This is a genomic window from Streptomyces sp. A 4/2 (assembly GCF_940670765.1).
Taxonomy (GTDB): domain Bacteria; phylum Actinomycetota; class Actinomycetes; order Streptomycetales; family Streptomycetaceae; genus Streptomyces.
Map to the genome: position 1 here is coordinate 63,762 of NZ_CALNVW010000049.1, position 15,666 is coordinate 79,427.

The following is a 15,666-nucleotide window of genomic DNA, read 5'->3' on the forward strand; positions in this document are numbered from 1 at the left end:
TTGCCGCGAGCACGGCACCCGGCGGGTCCGGCAGGACGCAGCACCACCCGAAGTTCGTGTTGATCATGGAGGAGCCACCCGTGGAGTTCGACGTCACCATCGAGATTCCGAAGGGTTCGCGGAACAAGTACGAGGTCGACCACGAGACCGGCCGGATCCGTCTGGACCGTCGGCTCTTCACCTCGACCAGCTACCCCGCGGACTACGGATTCGTCGAGAACACCCTGGGCGAGGACGGCGACCCGCTGGACGCCCTGGTCCTGCTGGACGAGCCGACCTTCCCCGGCTGTGTCATCAAGTGCCGCACGATCGGCATGTTCCGGATGACCGACGAGGCGGGCGGCGACGACAAGCTGCTCTGCGTCCCGGCCTCCGACCCGCGGGTCGAGCACCTGCGCGACATCCACCACGTGTCGGAGTTCGACCGTCTGGAGATCCAGCACTTCTTCGAGGTCTACAAGGACCTGGAGCCCGGCAAGTCCGTCGAGGGCGCCGACTGGGTCGGCCGCAGCGAGGCCGAGGCCGAGGTCGAGAACTCGTACAAGCGCCTTCAGGCACAGGGCGGATCGCACTGATCCACGGCTGATCCGGCGCCCCGGCGCGCCACCGATCGCTGCTCCCGCGGGCGGTGTCTCCCTCTGTGCTTGCCTCTGGGCCTGCCACCGGGGAGGCACCGCCCGCGGCCGTCAGCAGGCGGTGGGGCCCGTATCCGTGCTCATACTGGGCAGGCTGCAGACACGGTACGGAAGAGGTGGGAGCGGAGCGAGTGGTGGCTGACACAGACGGTCCCGAGGACCGCAAGCCGCAGTCGGACGAGGTACGCAGCGCGTTCGCGCCGCCGAGCGGCACGGAGTCGCCCGCCCCCGAGGACAGTTCCACCACTTCCGAGTTCGCCGTTCCGCCCGGTCTGTCCGCCGAGTCCGCGGCCGAGCCCGAGGGTTCCGCCTTCACCCCGCCGCAGACGTACAGCGCCCAGAACTCGCCGCCCGCCTTCACCCCGGCCCACGGCTTTCCCATGGTCCGGCTGGCCAAGGAGGCGCCCTGGCAGGACCGGATGCGCACCATGCTGCGGATGCCGGTCCACGAACGGCCCACGCTGGAGGCGGCCCAGAAGCACGACGAGGAGGCCGGGCCCGCGGTCCCCCGGGTGCTGGACCTGACGCTGCGTATCGGCGAGCTGCTGCTCGCGGGCGGCGAGGGGGCCGAGGACGTGGAGGCGGCGATGTTCGCCGTCACCCAGGCGTACGGCCTCGAACGCTGCGAGCCGACCGTCACCTTCACCCTGCTGTCGATCTCCCACCAGCCGTCGCTGGTGGACGACCCGGTGACGGCGAGCCGTACCGTACGCCGCCGGGGCACCGACTACACCCGACTGGCGGCCGTCTACCACCTCATCGACGACATCACGTCGGAGGACGTCGACGTCTCGCTGGAAGAGGCCTACCGCGGGCTCGCCGGGATCCGGCGGAACCGGCACCCGTACCCGGGCTGGGCGCTGACGCTCGCCAGCGGGACGCTGGCCGGAGCGGCCTCGGTGCTGGTCGGCGGCAGCACGCTGGTGTTCTTCGCCGCGATGGTGGGCGCCATGATGGGCGACCGGCTCGCCTGGCTGTGTGCCGGGCGCGGGCTGCCGGAGTTCTACCAGTTCGCGGTGGCCGCGATGCCGCCCGCGGCGATGGGGGTGGCGCTCACCCTCGCGAACGTGCCCGAACTGCGCGCCTCCGCGGTGATCACCGGTGGCCTCTTCGCCCTGCTCCCCGGGCGGGCCCTGGTCGCCGGGGTGCAGGACGGTCTGACCGGCTACTACATCACCGCGTCCGCGCGACTGCTCGAAGTCGTGTACTTCTTCATCTCGATCGTCATCGGCGTGCTGATCGTGCTGTACCTGGGGCTCAAGCTGGGCGCCGACCAGCTGGACGCGGAAGCGGCGCTGCTCACCGTGGACCGTCCGGTCATCCAGATCCTCGCCGCGATGATGCTCACCTTCGCCTTCGCGATCCTGCTCCAGCAGGACCGGTCCACGGTGCTGATGGTGACGCTGAACGGTGGGGTGGCCTGGGTGATCTACGGGGCGCTGCACTACGCCGGGGGCTTCTCCCCCGTACCGTCGACGGCCATCGCGGCCGGGCTGGTGGGGCTGTTCGGGCAGTTGTTCTCGCGCTACCGGTACGCGTCGGCGCTGCCGTACGTCACCGCGGCGATCGGGCCGTTGCTGCCGGGCTCCGCGACGTACTTCGGGATGCTGTACATCGCGCACAACGACGTGAACCACGGCCTGGCCTCCCTGACCAAGGCCGCCGCGCTGGCGCTGGCCATCGCGATCGGGGTGAACCTGGGCGGGGAGATCTCACGGCTCTTCATGTATGCGCCGGGTGTGGTCGGCGGCCAGCGCCGCGCGGCGAAGCGGACGCGCGGGTTCTAGCGCGTTACGGCGGCCCGTGGCCCGCTGCCGTTCCCGGGCCGCCCAGCTCACCGTTTCCGCTCACCGCTACCGCTTCGCGTGCCGTCCGCGCGTGGTCGTCGGCACCGGTCCGTCGCCGGTCTCGCCCGCCGCGGCCTGCTTCTGCGCCTTGCCGCGGGCCCGCAGGTACTCGATCGCGATCGGGATCACCGAGACCAGCACGATCGCCACCAGGATCAGCTCGATGTGCTTGTTGACGAAGTCGATCTTGCCGAGGACCGCGCCGAGCAGCGTGACCCCCACGCCCCAGAGCGTGCCGCCGATGATGTTGAAGATCAGGAACGAGCGGTAGTTCATCCGGCTCACGCCCGCGATGATCGGCGTGAACGTCCGCACCACAGGCACGAAGCGGGCCAGGATCAGCGACTTCGGGCCGTACTTCTCGAAGAACTCGTGCGCCTTCTCGACGTTCTCCTGCTTGAAGAGCTTGGAGTCCGGGCGCTTGAACAGCGACGGGCCGACCTTGCGGCCGAAGAGGTAGCCGACCTGGTCGCCCACGATCGCGGCGATCGCGACCAGGGCGCAGAGCAGCCAGAGCGGGGTGCCGAGCTTGCCGGTGGTGACCAGCAGACCGCTGGTGAACAGCAGCGAGTCGCCGGGCAGGAAGAAGCCGATCAGCAGGCCTGATTCAGCGAAGACGATCGCCAGCAGACCGGCCACCCCGAAGGTGCTGATCAGGTAGTCCGGGTCCAGCCAGCTCGGTCCGAGCGCGAGAGTGGTCACGGGTTCCGGGCTCCTGGGGTCAGTCGGCATGGGCGCCATGCGGGTAATGGCTGGCCAAAGTTATCAACGCCCGCAGCCGAATCCTGGTTCCATCACATCACCGAGGGTGCGATATGTGCATTTTCAGGCAAAAGTGATCACCAGGAGGTGGATGCCGATGAGCATCGAGAATTACGGCGGCGGACAGACCCCTCAGTCCGACGTACTGGTCGTCACGACGAACGATGTCCCGGGCTACGCGGTCCAGCAGGTGATCGGCGAGGTGTTCGGCCTCACCGTCCGCTCCCGCCATCTGGGCAGCCAGATCGGGGCCGGACTGAAGTCGATGATGGGCGGCGAGCTCAAGGGGCTGACGAAGACCCTGGTGCAGACCCGTAACCAGGCCATGGAGCGGCTGATCGAACAGGCCCGCGTGCGGGGCGCCAACGGGGTGCTCGCGATGCGGTTCGACGTCACCGAGGCGGCCGATGTCGGCACCGAGGTGTGCGCGTACGGCACGGCGGTCGTGATCGGCAAGCTGTGACGTGACCCGGGGTGGCGCCGCCCGGGACGTCCGGGCCGCGCCACCCCGCCCCGCCGCACACGCCCGCGGCCCGGCGAGCCGTCCGGGGTATTTGTCCGTATCGTCGCCGCAGGGGGTCTCAGGAGGAGGTTCATCGCATGCCCACGTCCGTGGATCCCGTGAAGATCGCCGTCATCTACTACTCCAGCACCGGCACCGTCGCCACCATCGCCAGGGAGATCACCCGGAGTTCGGAGGCGGCGGGAGCCGAGGTACGGCTGCGCAGGGCCCAGGAGCTGGCCCCGCAGGCAGCCATCGACTCCACCCCCGCCTGGGCGGCCAATGTGCAGGCCACGGCGGACATTCCCGAGGCCCAGCCCGACGACATGATCTGGGCGGACGCCGTGGTCTTCGGCACCCCCACCCGCTTCGGCAACGTCACCTCCCAGCTCAAGCAGTTCATCGACACGCTCGGCGGACTGTGGCAGGCGGGACAGCTGGCCGACAAGGTGTACAGCGGGTTCACGTCGACCGCGACCACGCACGGCGGGCAGGAGTCCACGCTCCTGGCCCTGTACAACACCGTTCACCACTTCGGCGGTATCCTCGTCGCCCCCGGGTACACGGATCCCTCGAAGTTCATCGACGGCAACCCGTACGGCACTTCTCATGTGGCGGGGCAGGGCGACATCCCCGTGGGAGAGCAGACCCTGATCGCGGCACGGGTCCAGGCCGAGCGGGTCGTCCAGATCACCCGGGCCCTCAAGGCCGGTCGGGCCGCCGACAGTTGACGGACCTGCGGGCCGGTCGGACCAGCTAGCGGAAGGCGAGCGCGAACCATGGCACTGCACCGAGGCGCGGACGGATCCAAGGCGAAGAGGGCGGCGACCGTCGCGGTCAACCCCTTCTTCGGCGAAGCGAATCCGGTCGCCGGTATGGACACCGCGCCGCCCAAGCACCGGCTCCCCGACGGCCCACTGCCGCCGTCGAGCGCGTACCAACTGGTCCATGACGAGCTGATGCTGGACGGCAACTCCCGGCTCAACCTGGCCACGTTCGTCACGACGTGGATGGAGCCGCAGGCCGATGTGCTCCTCGCGGAGTGCCGGGACAAGAACATGATCGACAAGGACGAGTACCCGCGCACCGCCGAACTGGAGCGGCGCTGTGTCGTGATGCTCGCCGATCTGTGGAACGCACCGGATCCCGCGACGGCCGTGGGCTGTTCCACGACCGGCTCCAGCGAGGCGTGCATGCTCGCGGGCATGGCGCTGAAGCGCCGCTGGGCGAAGCGGAACGCGGACCGCTATCCGGCGACCGCCCGGCCGAACCTCGTCATGGGCGTCAACGTCCAGGTCTGCTGGGAGAAGTTCTGCAACTTCTGGGAGGTCGAGGCGCGCCTGGTCCCCATGGAGGGTGACCGTTTCCACCTCGACCCGCAGGCCGCGGCGGACCTCTGCGACGAGAACACCATCGGCGTGGTGGCCGTGCTCGGCTCCACCTTCGACGGTTCGTACGAACCGGTCGCCGAGCTCTGCGCGGCCCTGGACGCCCTCCAGGAACGGACCGGCCTGGACATCCCCGTCCATGTCGACGGCGCGTCCGGCGCGATGGTCGCCCCCTTCCTGGACGAGGACCTGGTCTGGGACTTCAGGCTGCCGCGGGTCTCCTCGATCAACACCTCGGGCCACAAGTACGGCCTCGTCTACCCCGGTGTCGGCTGGGCCCTGTGGCGGTCCGCCGAGGAGCTGCCCGAGGAACTGGTCTTCCGCGTCAACTACTTGGGCGGCGACATGCCGACCTTCGCGCTCAACTTCTCCCGGCCGGGAGCACAAGTGGTGGCGCAGTACTACTCGTTCCTGCGGCTCGGGAAGGACGGCTACCGGGCCGTCCAGCAGACGAGCAGGACCATCGCGGAGAAACTGGCCGGGCGGATCGAGGCGTTCGGCGACTTCCGGCTCCTGACGCGGGGCAACGAACTGCCGGTGTTCGCCTTCACCACCGCCCCCGACAACACGCACTTCGACGTCTTCGACGTGTCCCGGCGGCTGCGCGAACGGGGCTGGCTGGTACCGGCGTACACCTTCCCCGAGAACCGGCAGGACCTCTCGGTGCTGCGGGTGGTCTGCCGCAACGGCTTCTCCGAGGACCTGTCGGACCTCCTGGTGGGCGACCTGGAAGGGCTGCTGCCCGAACTGCGGCGCCAGTCGGCGCCGTTGGAGCGGAGCAAGACGCTGGCGACGGCCTTCCACCACTAGGACCTGTGCTGGGACCTGCCCTGGGACCTGTCCGGCCGGACAAGGGTCCTGGGCGTTCGGATCAGGCCGGGCTCACGGGTTCCGGGCGTTCGGATCAGGCCGGGCGTACGGGTTCTCCTCGCCCTCGGCGAGGACCCCCACGAAGGGCTCGCCCTCGCCCGCGAACACGTACGCCCCGCCCTCGATCCGCTCGATCAGCCCGCGCGTCCACTCGGCCCCGCCGTCCGCCGTATGGACCCAGAGGTTCATGATCTCGCCGATGTGACCGAGCTGCTGCGGCCCCTCCTCGGGGATGTAGCGCTCGGTCACCTCGGCCCGCCAGGCCTCGATCCCGCGCACCCGTTCCTTCAGCAGCCCGACGGCCTCGGCCCGCTCCAGGTCGACGATGCAGCCGAGCGCCGCCGACAGCACGTCCATCTTCTGGTCGTGGCCGACCAGGGCCGCACGCAGCAGTCCGAGGTACTCGGACCGGCCGGCCGGCGTCAGCTCGTACTCGGTGCGCGGCGGCCCGCCCGCGGTGCTCGGCGCGGTCTCGTGGGCCAGCAGCAGGCCTTGCTTCGCCAGCTGCTTCAGGGCGTGGTAGATGGAGCCCGGCTTGGCGCTGGACCACTCGTGGGCGCCCCAGTACTCCAGGTCGTTGCGCACCTGGTAGCCGTGTGCCCGCCCGTGCTGGCGGACCGCACCGAGGACGAGCAGACGGATCGCTGACATGGGCCCAGCGTAGAGCCTTCGCTCGCGCGCCCGGCCTGCTCAGCCGACGGCATCCGACCGCGGCACGACAGAACGCGGCACGTCAGACCACGGCACGTCAGACCGCGGCACGTCAGACCGCAGCACGTCCCGGCACATCAGAACGGGAAGTCCGTACGGCCGTGCTGGATCGAGATCCACTTCTGGGTGGTGAACGCCTCCACCGTCGAGTCACCGTTCAGCCGCCCGAGCCCCGAGTACTTCTCACCGCCGAAGGCCACCAGCGGCTCGTCCTGGATCGTCGAGTCGTTGACATGCATCATGCCGGTGACGACCCGCTTGGCGAACCGCACGCCCCGCTCCACATCGGCGGTGTGCACGGCGCCGCTCAGGCCGTACGGGCTGTCGTTGGCCAGCCGTACGGCGTCGTCCTCACCGTCGAAGGTCACCAGCAGCACCACCGGACCGAAGATCTCCTGCTGGTGCAGCGGGGAGTCGGCGGGCAGCCCGGCCAGGACCGTGGGTTCGACCAGATTGCCGTGCGTGGTGCCCCGGACGAGCGCCGTGGCGCCCTCCGCCACGGCCTGGTCCACGAGGTTGGTCAGCGCCTCGGCCTGGAAGCCGTTGATGACCGGGCCGATGTGGGTCTCCGGGTCGGCGGGATCGCCGGTCCTGAGCGCCGCCACGCGCTCGGTGAACTTCTCGGCGAACCGGTCCGCGACGCCGCGGTCCACCAGGATCCGGTTGGCCGCCATGCAGACCTGACCCTGGTACGCGAAACGGCTGAAAATCGCCGCGTCGACCGCGTAGTCCAGGTCCGCGTCGTCGAGCACCACGAGGGCGCTGTTGCCGCTGAGTTCCAGGATGGCCCGCTTGAAGTGGCTGCCCGCGACCGCGCCGACGTGGCGGCCCACCCGGTCGGAGCCCGCGAACGAGATCACCTTGGGCACCGGGTGCTCGATGAGCGCGTCACCGATCTCGGCGATGTCGGTGACGAGGACGTTCAGCAGCCCGCCCGGCAGGCCCGCGTCCTCGAAGATCTTGGCGATCAGGCCGCCGCCGACGACGGGCGCGTTCTGGTTCGGCTTGACGACCACCGCGTTGCCCAGCGCCAGCGCGGGCGCGACCGACTTGAGGGTGATCAGGAACGGGAAGTTGAAGGGGCTGATCACACCGACGACGCCGACCGGCAGCCGGTAGACGCGGTTCTCCTTGCCGTCCACCGGGGACGGCAGGATCCGTCCCTCCGGGCGCACCGCGAGCTGTATCGCCTCGCGCAGGAACTCCTTCGCCGCGCGGACCTCGTACTCCGCCTTGACCCGGGTCCCGCCGAGTTCCTCGATCATCGCCTCGACGATCGCGGTCTCGCGCTCCTCGGTGATCCGCAGCGCCCGCTCGAAGACGAGCCGGCGGGTGTACGGATTGGTCTGCGCCCAGGCCTGCTGCGCGCGTTCGGCGGCACGGTAGGCCTCGTCGACCTCGTCGACCGTCGCCACGGTGATCGAGGCCAGCTTCTCGCCGTTGTACGGGTTGAAGTCGATGATGTCCCACGAGCCACTGCCGGTCCGCCACGCGCCGTCGATGTACTGGTGGGCCAGCTCGGTGAAGAAGGACATGTCATCCCCTACTGCTACTGCTGGTACAGACTCCTGATGTGACGTCATCGTACTTACGTATTACGAGAGTTGGAGTAGACCGCGGAGAACGTCCCGGCTGCCCGCCGGATCCGGGCTCTCGCGCTGGAGTTCCTCCATGACCTGCTCGTACTGCGCGACTTCTTCGGGCTTGTCCAGATACAGCGAACTGGTCAGCTGTTCCAGGTAGACGAGGTCCGACAGATCGGACTCCGGGAAGCGCAGCAGCGTGAAGGCGCCGCTCTCCCCCGCGTGCCCGCCGAAGCTGAAGGGCATCACCTGGAGCGTGACGTTCGGCTGCTCGGAGATCTCCATGAGGTGCTGCAACTGGCCCCGCATCACGTTCCGGTCGCCGTACGGGCGGCGCAGCGCCGCTTCGTCGAGTACGGCATGGAGTTGCGGCGCGCTCTCCGAGACCAGCGCCTTCTGCCGCTCCAGGCGCAGCGCGACGCGCCGGTCGATCTCGGCGGTCGACGCCTTGGGGTTGCCGCGCGAGACGACCGCGTGGGCGTACGCCTCGGTCTGCAACAAGCCGTGCACGAACTGCACTTCGTACGCACGGATCAGCGAGGCAGCGCCTTCGAGTCCGACGTACGTCTGGAACCAGCCGGGCAGTACGTCGCCGTAACTGTGCCACCAGCCCGCCAAGTTGGCCTCCTTGGCCAGACCGAGGAGGGCCGCTCGCTCCGCGTCGTCGATCACTCCGTAGAGCGTGAGGAGATCCTCTACGTCCCTGGCCTTGAAGCTCACCCGTCCCAACTCCATGCGGCTGATCTTGGATTCGGACGCGCGGATCGAATATCCGGCCGCCTCGCGGGTGATCCCGCGTGATTCGCGCAGGCGCCTGAGCTGTGAGCCCAGCAGAATGCGCCGTACAACAGAACCTCCCCCGGGGCTCAACGTCTGGGGAGAACCCCATGACTCGCCTCCTGGCACGTTTCCAACCCTCCCCGGTCGCGATGTGACGCGCAGTCTGCCACCAAAACGCTTCACCCCGTACTCAATCGATTACAGAAAGAGCAAAGCTCGAAAATCAGCCGCAGGAAGAAATGACCAAGAAACGGTACGGGCCCGCGCAAGTCCGGCGCGTGCACGTGCATCTGCCCTTGCATCTGCCCTGCGCATTCGGAACCATGGTCCCCGCGCACCTGCGTTCTCGTACCACCGCACGCTGGCTACGGCCGCGAATCCCGGGAGTGCCTCGCATGGGGACGAATGGATCGACCATGCTCGAGCCGTTAAGGCAGGGGCTTCCCCCCATCGACCCCGCGGCCGTGTCCAGTTCTGCTTCGTGCTCGCTGCCGCCACGCTTCGAAGCGGTGCGCGGGGCGCGGCAGTTCACCAAGTCGACGCTCGGCTCCTGGGGTCTCTGCGAACGGTTCGACGACGTCGCGCTGGTCGCGTCCGAACTCGTCACCAACGCGTTGCGGCACGCGCTGCCCGCCGACGCCCCGAGGAACGAGGACGCCCCGGTCCGGCTGCACCTGATGCGGTGGACCTCACGGCTGGTGTGCGCGGTCCGTGACCCCAGCGACGAGGGCCCCAGCGCGCGCGACGTGGGCGACTTCGCCGCCGAGTCGGGCCGCGGGCTCTTCCTGGTGGACTCCTTCGCCGACAGCTGGGGATGGCACCCGTTGGCGGGCACGCTGAGCGGCAAGGTGGTCTGGGCACTCTTCCGGCTGCACACCGCCGACTAGAGGATCTGTCCGGCCGGTCTTCGCCGGGCGCCGTACAGCGTCGTACGGCGTGGGCAGGGCCGGCTACGGCTGGTCCGTTTCCGCCCCGGCCACGAGGTGGTCGAACTCCCCGGCCTTCACGCCGATCAGCATGGCCGCTATCTCCGCCGGGGTGTAGACGAGGGCCGGCCCTTCGGGATGGCGTGAATTGCGCACCGCCACATCACCGCCGGGCAGTTTGGCGAACTCCACGCACGATCCCTGCGAGTTGCTCTGCTCACTCTTCTGCCAGACGACCCCGTGAAGTGCTGTGGCCGCCATGCCGTTGTACGCGTGGTGCACAGGTCGCTCCCGGGAAGTGCAGAAGTACGGAAGTACAGATGTCAACTGTCCTGGATCATAGCTGTGTTCACATGCCGATGCATGAGCAAATGCACGTGCACACGGGGTGTTCGTTCCACTACAGCTTTGCCCCTGAAAGCGTTCTCATTCACTGTGACGCGCGGCGCTTCGATCCGGCTCCCTGGTAGTTTGGCGCGTTCCGCGCTTCCGGCGTTCCGGCGCTCCGGCGCTCCGGCGCGCCCGTCTCGAACTCAGGGGGAGATGAAGTGAACAGGTTCGTACGTACCAGCGGCGCAGCCCTCGCGGGTCTGGCAACGGTCCTGGTGATCAGCGGCTGTTCCAGCAGCAACGACAAGAGTTCCGACGCCTCGGACAGTCAGAAGACCGCCGCCCCCGCCCCGTCGGCGAGCTCCGGCGGTGCCGGGAGCGGCGACAGCGGTGCGAAGTCAGCTGAGTTCGAGGGCAGTTGGCTCGCCACCACCGACGGGAAGTCCACGGCGCTGGTGATCCAGGGCAAGCAGGCCGCCATCGCGGGCCAGCACGTCTGCACGGGCACGGTGGCCGACATGGGCAAGCCGATGCTGTCGCTCACGTGCCCGGACGGGAACACCGACCGGACCATGGGGTCGATCGAGTCCGCCGACGGCAGGACCATGACGGTCTCGTGGGACGCCGGGCTCAAGGACACCTTCAAGAAGACCGACGGCGGGAAGCTCCCGGGCGGGCTGAAGCTGCCGAACCCGTAGCGGGTGGGTCCGGAGCGGGTGCGGGGGCCGGGAGGCGCCGTCCGGGACCGTCACGCCCCTCCGGCCCGCGGGGCCAAGTCGCCCTTGGCGCGCGGCCCTTCGTCGTCCAGAGCGTCGGTGAGTTCGTCGAGGGCGTCCAGGAGCAGGTCGGCCCCGCTGCGTACGACCTGGTCGGGAACGCCTTCGCCGTCCCAGCGGGCGAGCGCCTCCCGCACCTCGTCCCAGTGCGGCACCCGCCGGGCCCGGATGTCCCTGGCGCCCCGCTCGGTGGCCCGCCGCAGCGCGTCGGCCACCTGCTGCGCCGCCGGTACGGGGGCGGTGGTGCGGCCGGGCAGATGCGCCTCCATCAGCATGGCGGCGCGGCTCAGCTGGGCCATCGCGTCCTCGGCGTCGGAGGCCGCCGCGCGGGAGATTCCCCGGTGACGCACGGGCTCGTGGGCCGCCCGCTCCACGGCTTCCTGCCAGTCGATGCGGGCGGCGCGGGCGGCCAGCACCGCCTCGCGCACGGCGGTCTGGCGGGCGCCCGCGGGGTCCGCGTAGTACGCGATCACCGCGGCGGCGTAGCGGCCGTCGGCGATCAGCCAGTCGGCGAGGCGGTTGCGCAGCCGGGGCGTCTCCCAGGCCGGGTAGACGGCGTACGAGACCATCGCGAGCAGTCCGCCGACGAGCGTGAGGACGACGCGGTCCCGGATGGTCTGGCCGAGTTCGAGCCCGCTCATGTCGAGCAGGAAGACGACGTACGCCGCGATACAGGCCGAGGTGGCGGCGTAGCCCGTACGCATCAGCAGGAAGTTCAGCCCGGCGCAGAGCACCGCGAGGGCCCCCGAGACGACGGGTCCCGGGTCGGCCAGCTGGACGACCGCGGTGGCGAACGCGACCCCGAGGAGGGTGCCGCACAGCCGGGCGACCGCGCGGCCGTACGTCTGGGAGAAGTCCGGGCGCATCACCATCACGGCGGCCAGCGGCACCCAGTAGCCGTGGCCGAACGGGAGCGCGATGCCGATGAGATAGCCGCCGGCGGCGACCACCGAGGTGCGGATCGCGTGCCGCAGGACGGCTGATTCGTGGGTGCGCAGCTCCTTGCGCATCTTCTCCAGTGCGGACGGGACCATGCGTACCAGCGCGGGGCGCAGCAGGGGTTCGGACTCGGGCCTGCTGCCCTCGCCCTGCGCCGCCTCGGTCACATCGCGGAGCAGGGCGGACAGGCGGACCGCGGCGCGGCGGGCGGGGCCGGTGAGCACTTCGGCGTTGCCGGGGGCCTCCAGTACGGCGAGAGCCTGGGTGGGGGAGGCGACCGGTTCGCCGTGCCGGATGGTGCGGGCCGCGGTGTCCAGTACGGAGGCGGCGGCGGCCAGCAGTTCCAGCGCCCGGTCCCGCTCCGCCCCCTCGGCGGCGGCTCCGACGGCCGGGTCGGCGAGCGAGGCGAGCACCGGCCTGACGCGCTCGGCGAGGCCCCGGGTGCCGTGCAGGGCGGCGGGGCGGCGGCGGGCCTCGCGCGGGGTGACGGCCGCGGCCTGGCGGGCGTCCATGAACGGCACCGGGTCGAAGGGCGCGACCGGATCCTGGCGCAGCCGCCGGGCGTAGTCGGCCTCGGCGGCGAGCGCGTCCGCGAGGGAGTCGCGCTGGTGGCCCCAGCGGCGGACCGGGAAGAGGACGACGAGTCCGGCCTGGACGAGCGCGCCCACCGCGATCATCGCGGCATGGCCCACGGCGGTGAGCACGGAGGTGGGGAGGGTGACGGTCACCAGCATCATCGCGACGTTGGACGAGGCGATGAGTCCGGCCGTCGGCCCGGCCGCCCAGGCCAGCCCCGCCACGAACGTCCAGAGCGCGATCAGCGCCATGAACACGCCGATGTGGGATCCGGACAGGTAGCCGAGGAAGGTCGATACGGCGAGGGTCGCCCCGGACAGCAGCGCCAGCAGGGGCCTGGCCTGCCAGCTGCGCTCGAAGGTGGCGACACCGGCCTGGTACGCGCCGAAGGCGGAGCTGGCGGCCACGCCCGGACCGAAGATCGCGAGGCTCAGGAGAACGACGAGGGCGAGTCCCGCGGTGCCCCGGAAGGCGAGGAGCGGCTCCATGCGCTGCCGTTCGATCTTCAGCCCCGCCTGGGCGGTCGTGGACAGGGCTCGGAGCCAGCTCATGGCCCTGAGAGTAGCGGGACAACCGGGCATATCGGGCGCAAGGTGAGAGCGGAAGTCACGCCCGTCCGGCCCCCTCGGAGGCCTGCGCCCTCAGCCGACCCGCGCCGCGTCCGCCGCCGCCGTACCCTCCGTCCAGCCCGCCTCGTCCGAGACCCCGCGCACCCGGCTCGTCGTCGTCGCCGGGAACATCCGCTCCGCCTCCGACACCACCGCCACGTCCCGCGCCGCGAGGACCGGCAGCAGCGAGCCCGCCTCCGCCGCCGTCACCTGCCCTGCGGTCTCGGCCAGCCGGTGACCCAGGCGGCTCGCGTACGCCGCGAGGAACGACTGGCGGAACGTCTTCGTCCGCTTGCGTCCGCCCGCCCGCTGCGCCGACTCCGCGCGGGTCATCGCGGCCGTGCCCTGGACGAGGAGCGAGGTGTGGAGCAGTTCGACGACTTCCAGGTCCGGTTCGAAACCGACGACGGTGGAGAAGCCGAAGGCGCTGTTCCACACGGCCCGGCAGCGGTTCGCGGTGGCGACCGCGTCCAGCAGGACCGCCTTCGCCGTCTCGTAGGGAGCGTCCACCCCGATGCGGCAGGCGGCCGGGGTGTCCGCGCTGCGCCCCTCCGCCGAGAGCCGCGCCTCGTCGATGCTGTGCCGGGCCATCAGCTCCTGCGCCTTCGCACTGAGCGCCTCGGCCTCCGCCGCGTAGTCGGTGGCCTCGGCCTTGGCGAGGAGCGCGCGGATGCGGGTGAGCATGCGCGGCTCGGCGTGGTGGTGCGGCGGGAGCTGCGCGGCGGCGCCGGGAGCGGCGCCCACCGGTTCGATCGTGGGGAGGCGCAGCAGGAGGCGGTACAGCTCAAGGACGGCTGTCGCGTACGAGAAACGGTCCGCCCGCCGTCCGGCACCGGCCGTCTCCCCGGCCGGATCCGCCAGTTCGTCCAACTGGGCCTGCCAGCGCGGCGGCAGCCGGTCGTACGCCCGCACCTCCGCGGCGATCAGCTCCGCCAGCAGCCGGGTGTGCCGCTCGGTCAGATCGCGCCGGACCAGCCGCGAGACGTCCGCGGGCTGCCATCCGCGCTGCCACGCCCGGCGCAGGAACTCCTCGCCGCGCCGGCCCAGCTCCGGGTCGGACCCCGGATCGGCGGCCAGCAGGGAGGCCCCGGTGTCCAGACCGTCGTCGCCGTCCCCGTAGAGCGCTGCGGCGAACGCCCGGTCGGTCACCGTGTCCATAGGTCTTCCATGCGTCAAGGGTAGGTCGGCGCCTGCCCCGGCCCGCGACCCCGTTCCCTCCCCCGTCGGAGCGTGAATCCATTGTCCACAGCCTGTGGACAGAGAGCTCCCCGGGAGCACCCGGCGCACCCGGCGCACCCGGCGCACCCGGCGCACCCGGAACATCCAGAACGCCTGGAAGGGCCCGGGAACGGTTCACCCCCGCCGGCTCACGGCTTCAGCACCAGTTTCCCCCGTGCGTGCCCCTCCTCGCTCAGCGCCTGCGCCCGCGCCGCCTCCGCCAGCGGGAACACCTTCGCCACCTCCACCCGCAGCGTGCCGTCCGCCGCCAGCCGGACCTGCCGGGTCAGTGCCTCCGCCGTGCTGGACACGCCGCCCCCGCTGAACGTCACGCCCAGATCGGCAGCCGCCTGGTCGGCGATGGTGACGATCCGGTCCGTCGTACCGCCGCGCAGTTCGATCGAGTCGGGCAGCGCACCCTTGCCCGCGACGTCGAAGACCGCGTCGATGCCCTGCGGGGCGACCGCCCGTACCCGTTCGACGAGGCCCTCGCCGTAGACGACCGGGATCGCGCCGAGCGCCCGCAGATAGTCGTGGTTGGCCTCGGACGCGGTGGCGACGACCGTCGCGCCGCTCGCCACCGCGAGCTGGACGGCGATCGAACCGACCGCGCCCGCACCGCCGTTCACCAGCAGGGTCTCGCCGTTCGCCAGCTCCAGCAGGTCCAGCACGCGCTGCGAGGTCTCCCCGGCCACCGGCAGGGCGACCGCCGTCTCCCAGGCGAGACCGGCCGGTTTGGGGGCGACGGTCTCGGCGAGGGCGTACTGCGCGTACCCGCCCGTGGTGCTCCAGCCCACCACCTCGTCGCCGACGGCGAACGCGGTCACGCCCTCGCCGACCTCGTCCACCGTCCCCGCGACCTCCCGGCCGGGGATCGAGGGCAGCTTCGTCGGCATGAAGGCCTCCATCCAGCCGCGGCGGGTCTTGTAGTCGAGGGCGTTCACCCCGGCGGCGGCCACCTTCAGCCTGACCTGGCCGGGACCCGGGTGCGGCTCGGGGGCCTCCGTGAGGTGGAGTACCTCGGGGCCGCCGAACTCCTCGAAGACGATCGCTTCCATGGGGGTGTCCTCCGTCGTCAGGGCCGCAGGCGGTGAGGCCGTCGGCGGCGGGGTCGGGATCGATGCCGGTGTCGGGGTGAGGGTCGGGATCGGGATCAGGATCGGGGTCAAGGATCGGGATCGGGCAGAGCGGCGTGGCTGCTCCTCCACCGATCGT

General features: G+C 70.6%; 15 protein-coding genes. 7 read left to right on the top strand and 8 right to left on the bottom strand.

Features of this window, described 5'->3' with window-relative positions; genetic code table 11:
- Nucleotides 1-80: 80 nt before the first annotated feature.
- Nucleotides 81-575, top strand: coding sequence for an inorganic diphosphatase (locus NBY69_RS32135; protein ID WP_250305473.1), 495 nt, complete (start codon nt 81-83; stop codon nt 573-575).
- A 191-nt stretch (nt 576-766) separates the two neighbouring features.
- Complete coding sequence (locus tag NBY69_RS32140) at nt 767-2,422, top strand: threonine/serine exporter ThrE family protein (protein WP_250305474.1); 1,656 nt, start codon at nt 767-769, stop codon at nt 2,420-2,422.
- A gap of 66 nt (nt 2,423-2,488) precedes the next feature.
- Here NBY69_RS32140 and NBY69_RS32145 read toward each other — a convergent pair whose 3' ends face one another.
- The gene (locus NBY69_RS32145; RefSeq protein ID WP_250305475.1) at nt 2,489-3,184 is read right to left on the bottom strand and encodes a DedA family protein; all 696 of its coding nucleotides are present in this window, start codon (nt 3,182-3,184) and stop codon (nt 2,489-2,491) included.
- A gap of 157 nt (nt 3,185-3,341) precedes the next feature.
- On the opposite strand from NBY69_RS32145, the gene NBY69_RS32150 reads away from it, so the two are divergent.
- The 3 genes from NBY69_RS32150 (at nt 3,342) to NBY69_RS32160 (ending at nt 5,944) form a co-directional block, all read left to right on the top strand.
- Entirely contained in the window at nt 3,342-3,707 is a 366-nt protein-coding gene (locus tag NBY69_RS32150; RefSeq protein WP_250305476.1) for a YbjQ family protein, read from the top strand.
- 137 nt (nt 3,708-3,844) lie between these two features.
- Nucleotides 3,845-4,477, top strand: a complete 633-nt coding sequence (wrbA, locus tag NBY69_RS32155) for an NAD(P)H:quinone oxidoreductase (RefSeq protein WP_250305477.1) — start codon at nt 3,845-3,847, stop codon at nt 4,475-4,477.
- Nucleotides 4,478-4,525: 48 nt separating this feature from the next.
- A complete protein-coding gene (locus NBY69_RS32160; RefSeq protein WP_250305478.1) occupies nt 4,526-5,944 on the top strand; it encodes a glutamate decarboxylase in 1,419 nt (472 codons plus the stop codon).
- Between the two features lie 72 nt (nt 5,945-6,016).
- On the opposite strand, the gene NBY69_RS32165 is transcribed toward NBY69_RS32160, so the two are convergent.
- The 3 genes from NBY69_RS32165 to NBY69_RS32175 all read right to left on the bottom strand — a co-directional run bounded on the left by NBY69_RS32165 (nt 6,017) and on the right by NBY69_RS32175 (nt 9,204).
- Complete coding sequence (locus NBY69_RS32165; protein WP_250305479.1) at nt 6,017-6,655, bottom strand: PadR family transcriptional regulator; 639 nt, start codon at nt 6,653-6,655, stop codon at nt 6,017-6,019.
- A gap of 137 nt (nt 6,656-6,792) precedes the next feature.
- Nucleotides 6,793-8,250 carry an aldehyde dehydrogenase family protein gene (locus NBY69_RS32170; RefSeq protein ID WP_250305480.1) on the bottom strand — a complete coding sequence of 486 codons (1,458 nt, stop codon included), beginning with the start codon at nt 8,248-8,250 and terminating at the stop codon, nt 6,793-6,795.
- Nucleotides 8,251-8,310: 60 nt separating this feature from the next.
- Nucleotides 8,311-9,204, bottom strand: a complete 894-nt coding sequence (locus NBY69_RS32175) for a helix-turn-helix domain-containing protein (RefSeq protein WP_374211361.1) — start codon at nt 9,202-9,204, stop codon at nt 8,311-8,313.
- 269 nt (nt 9,205-9,473) lie between these two features.
- On the opposite strand from NBY69_RS32175, the gene NBY69_RS32180 reads away from it, so the two are divergent.
- Nucleotides 9,474-9,965: an ATP-binding protein gene (locus NBY69_RS32180; protein ID WP_250305482.1), complete on the top strand. Its 492-nt coding sequence runs from the start codon at nt 9,474-9,476 to the stop codon at nt 9,963-9,965.
- 63 nt (nt 9,966-10,028) lie between these two features.
- Here the strand turns inward: NBY69_RS32180 and NBY69_RS32185 are convergent, their stop codons facing one another.
- Entirely contained in the window at nt 10,029-10,286 is a 258-nt protein-coding gene (locus NBY69_RS32185; protein WP_250305483.1) for a DUF397 domain-containing protein, read from the bottom strand.
- Between the two features lie 266 nt (nt 10,287-10,552).
- Here NBY69_RS32185 and NBY69_RS32190 point away from each other — a divergent pair, with 266 nt between their 5' ends.
- Nucleotides 10,553-11,032 (top strand): hypothetical protein, encoded by a 480-nt coding sequence (locus NBY69_RS32190; RefSeq protein ID WP_250305484.1) that lies wholly within the window; start codon nt 10,553-10,555, stop codon nt 11,030-11,032.
- A gap of 50 nt (nt 11,033-11,082) precedes the next feature.
- Here NBY69_RS32190 and NBY69_RS32195 read toward each other — a convergent pair whose 3' ends face one another.
- From NBY69_RS32195 to NBY69_RS32205, 3 genes are all read right to left on the bottom strand, one after another.
- Complete coding sequence (locus NBY69_RS32195) at nt 11,083-13,176, bottom strand: FUSC family protein (protein WP_250305485.1); 2,094 nt, start codon at nt 13,174-13,176, stop codon at nt 11,083-11,085.
- Nucleotides 13,177-13,266: 90 nt separating this feature from the next.
- Complete coding sequence (locus NBY69_RS32200) at nt 13,267-14,391, bottom strand: DUF2786 domain-containing protein (protein ID WP_250305486.1); 1,125 nt, start codon at nt 14,389-14,391, stop codon at nt 13,267-13,269.
- A gap of 209 nt (nt 14,392-14,600) precedes the next feature.
- Nucleotides 14,601-15,509 carry an NADP-dependent oxidoreductase gene (locus NBY69_RS32205; protein WP_250305487.1) on the bottom strand — a complete coding sequence of 303 codons (909 nt, stop codon included), beginning with the start codon at nt 15,507-15,509 and terminating at the stop codon, nt 14,601-14,603.
- Nucleotides 15,510-15,666 lie beyond the last annotated feature (157 nt).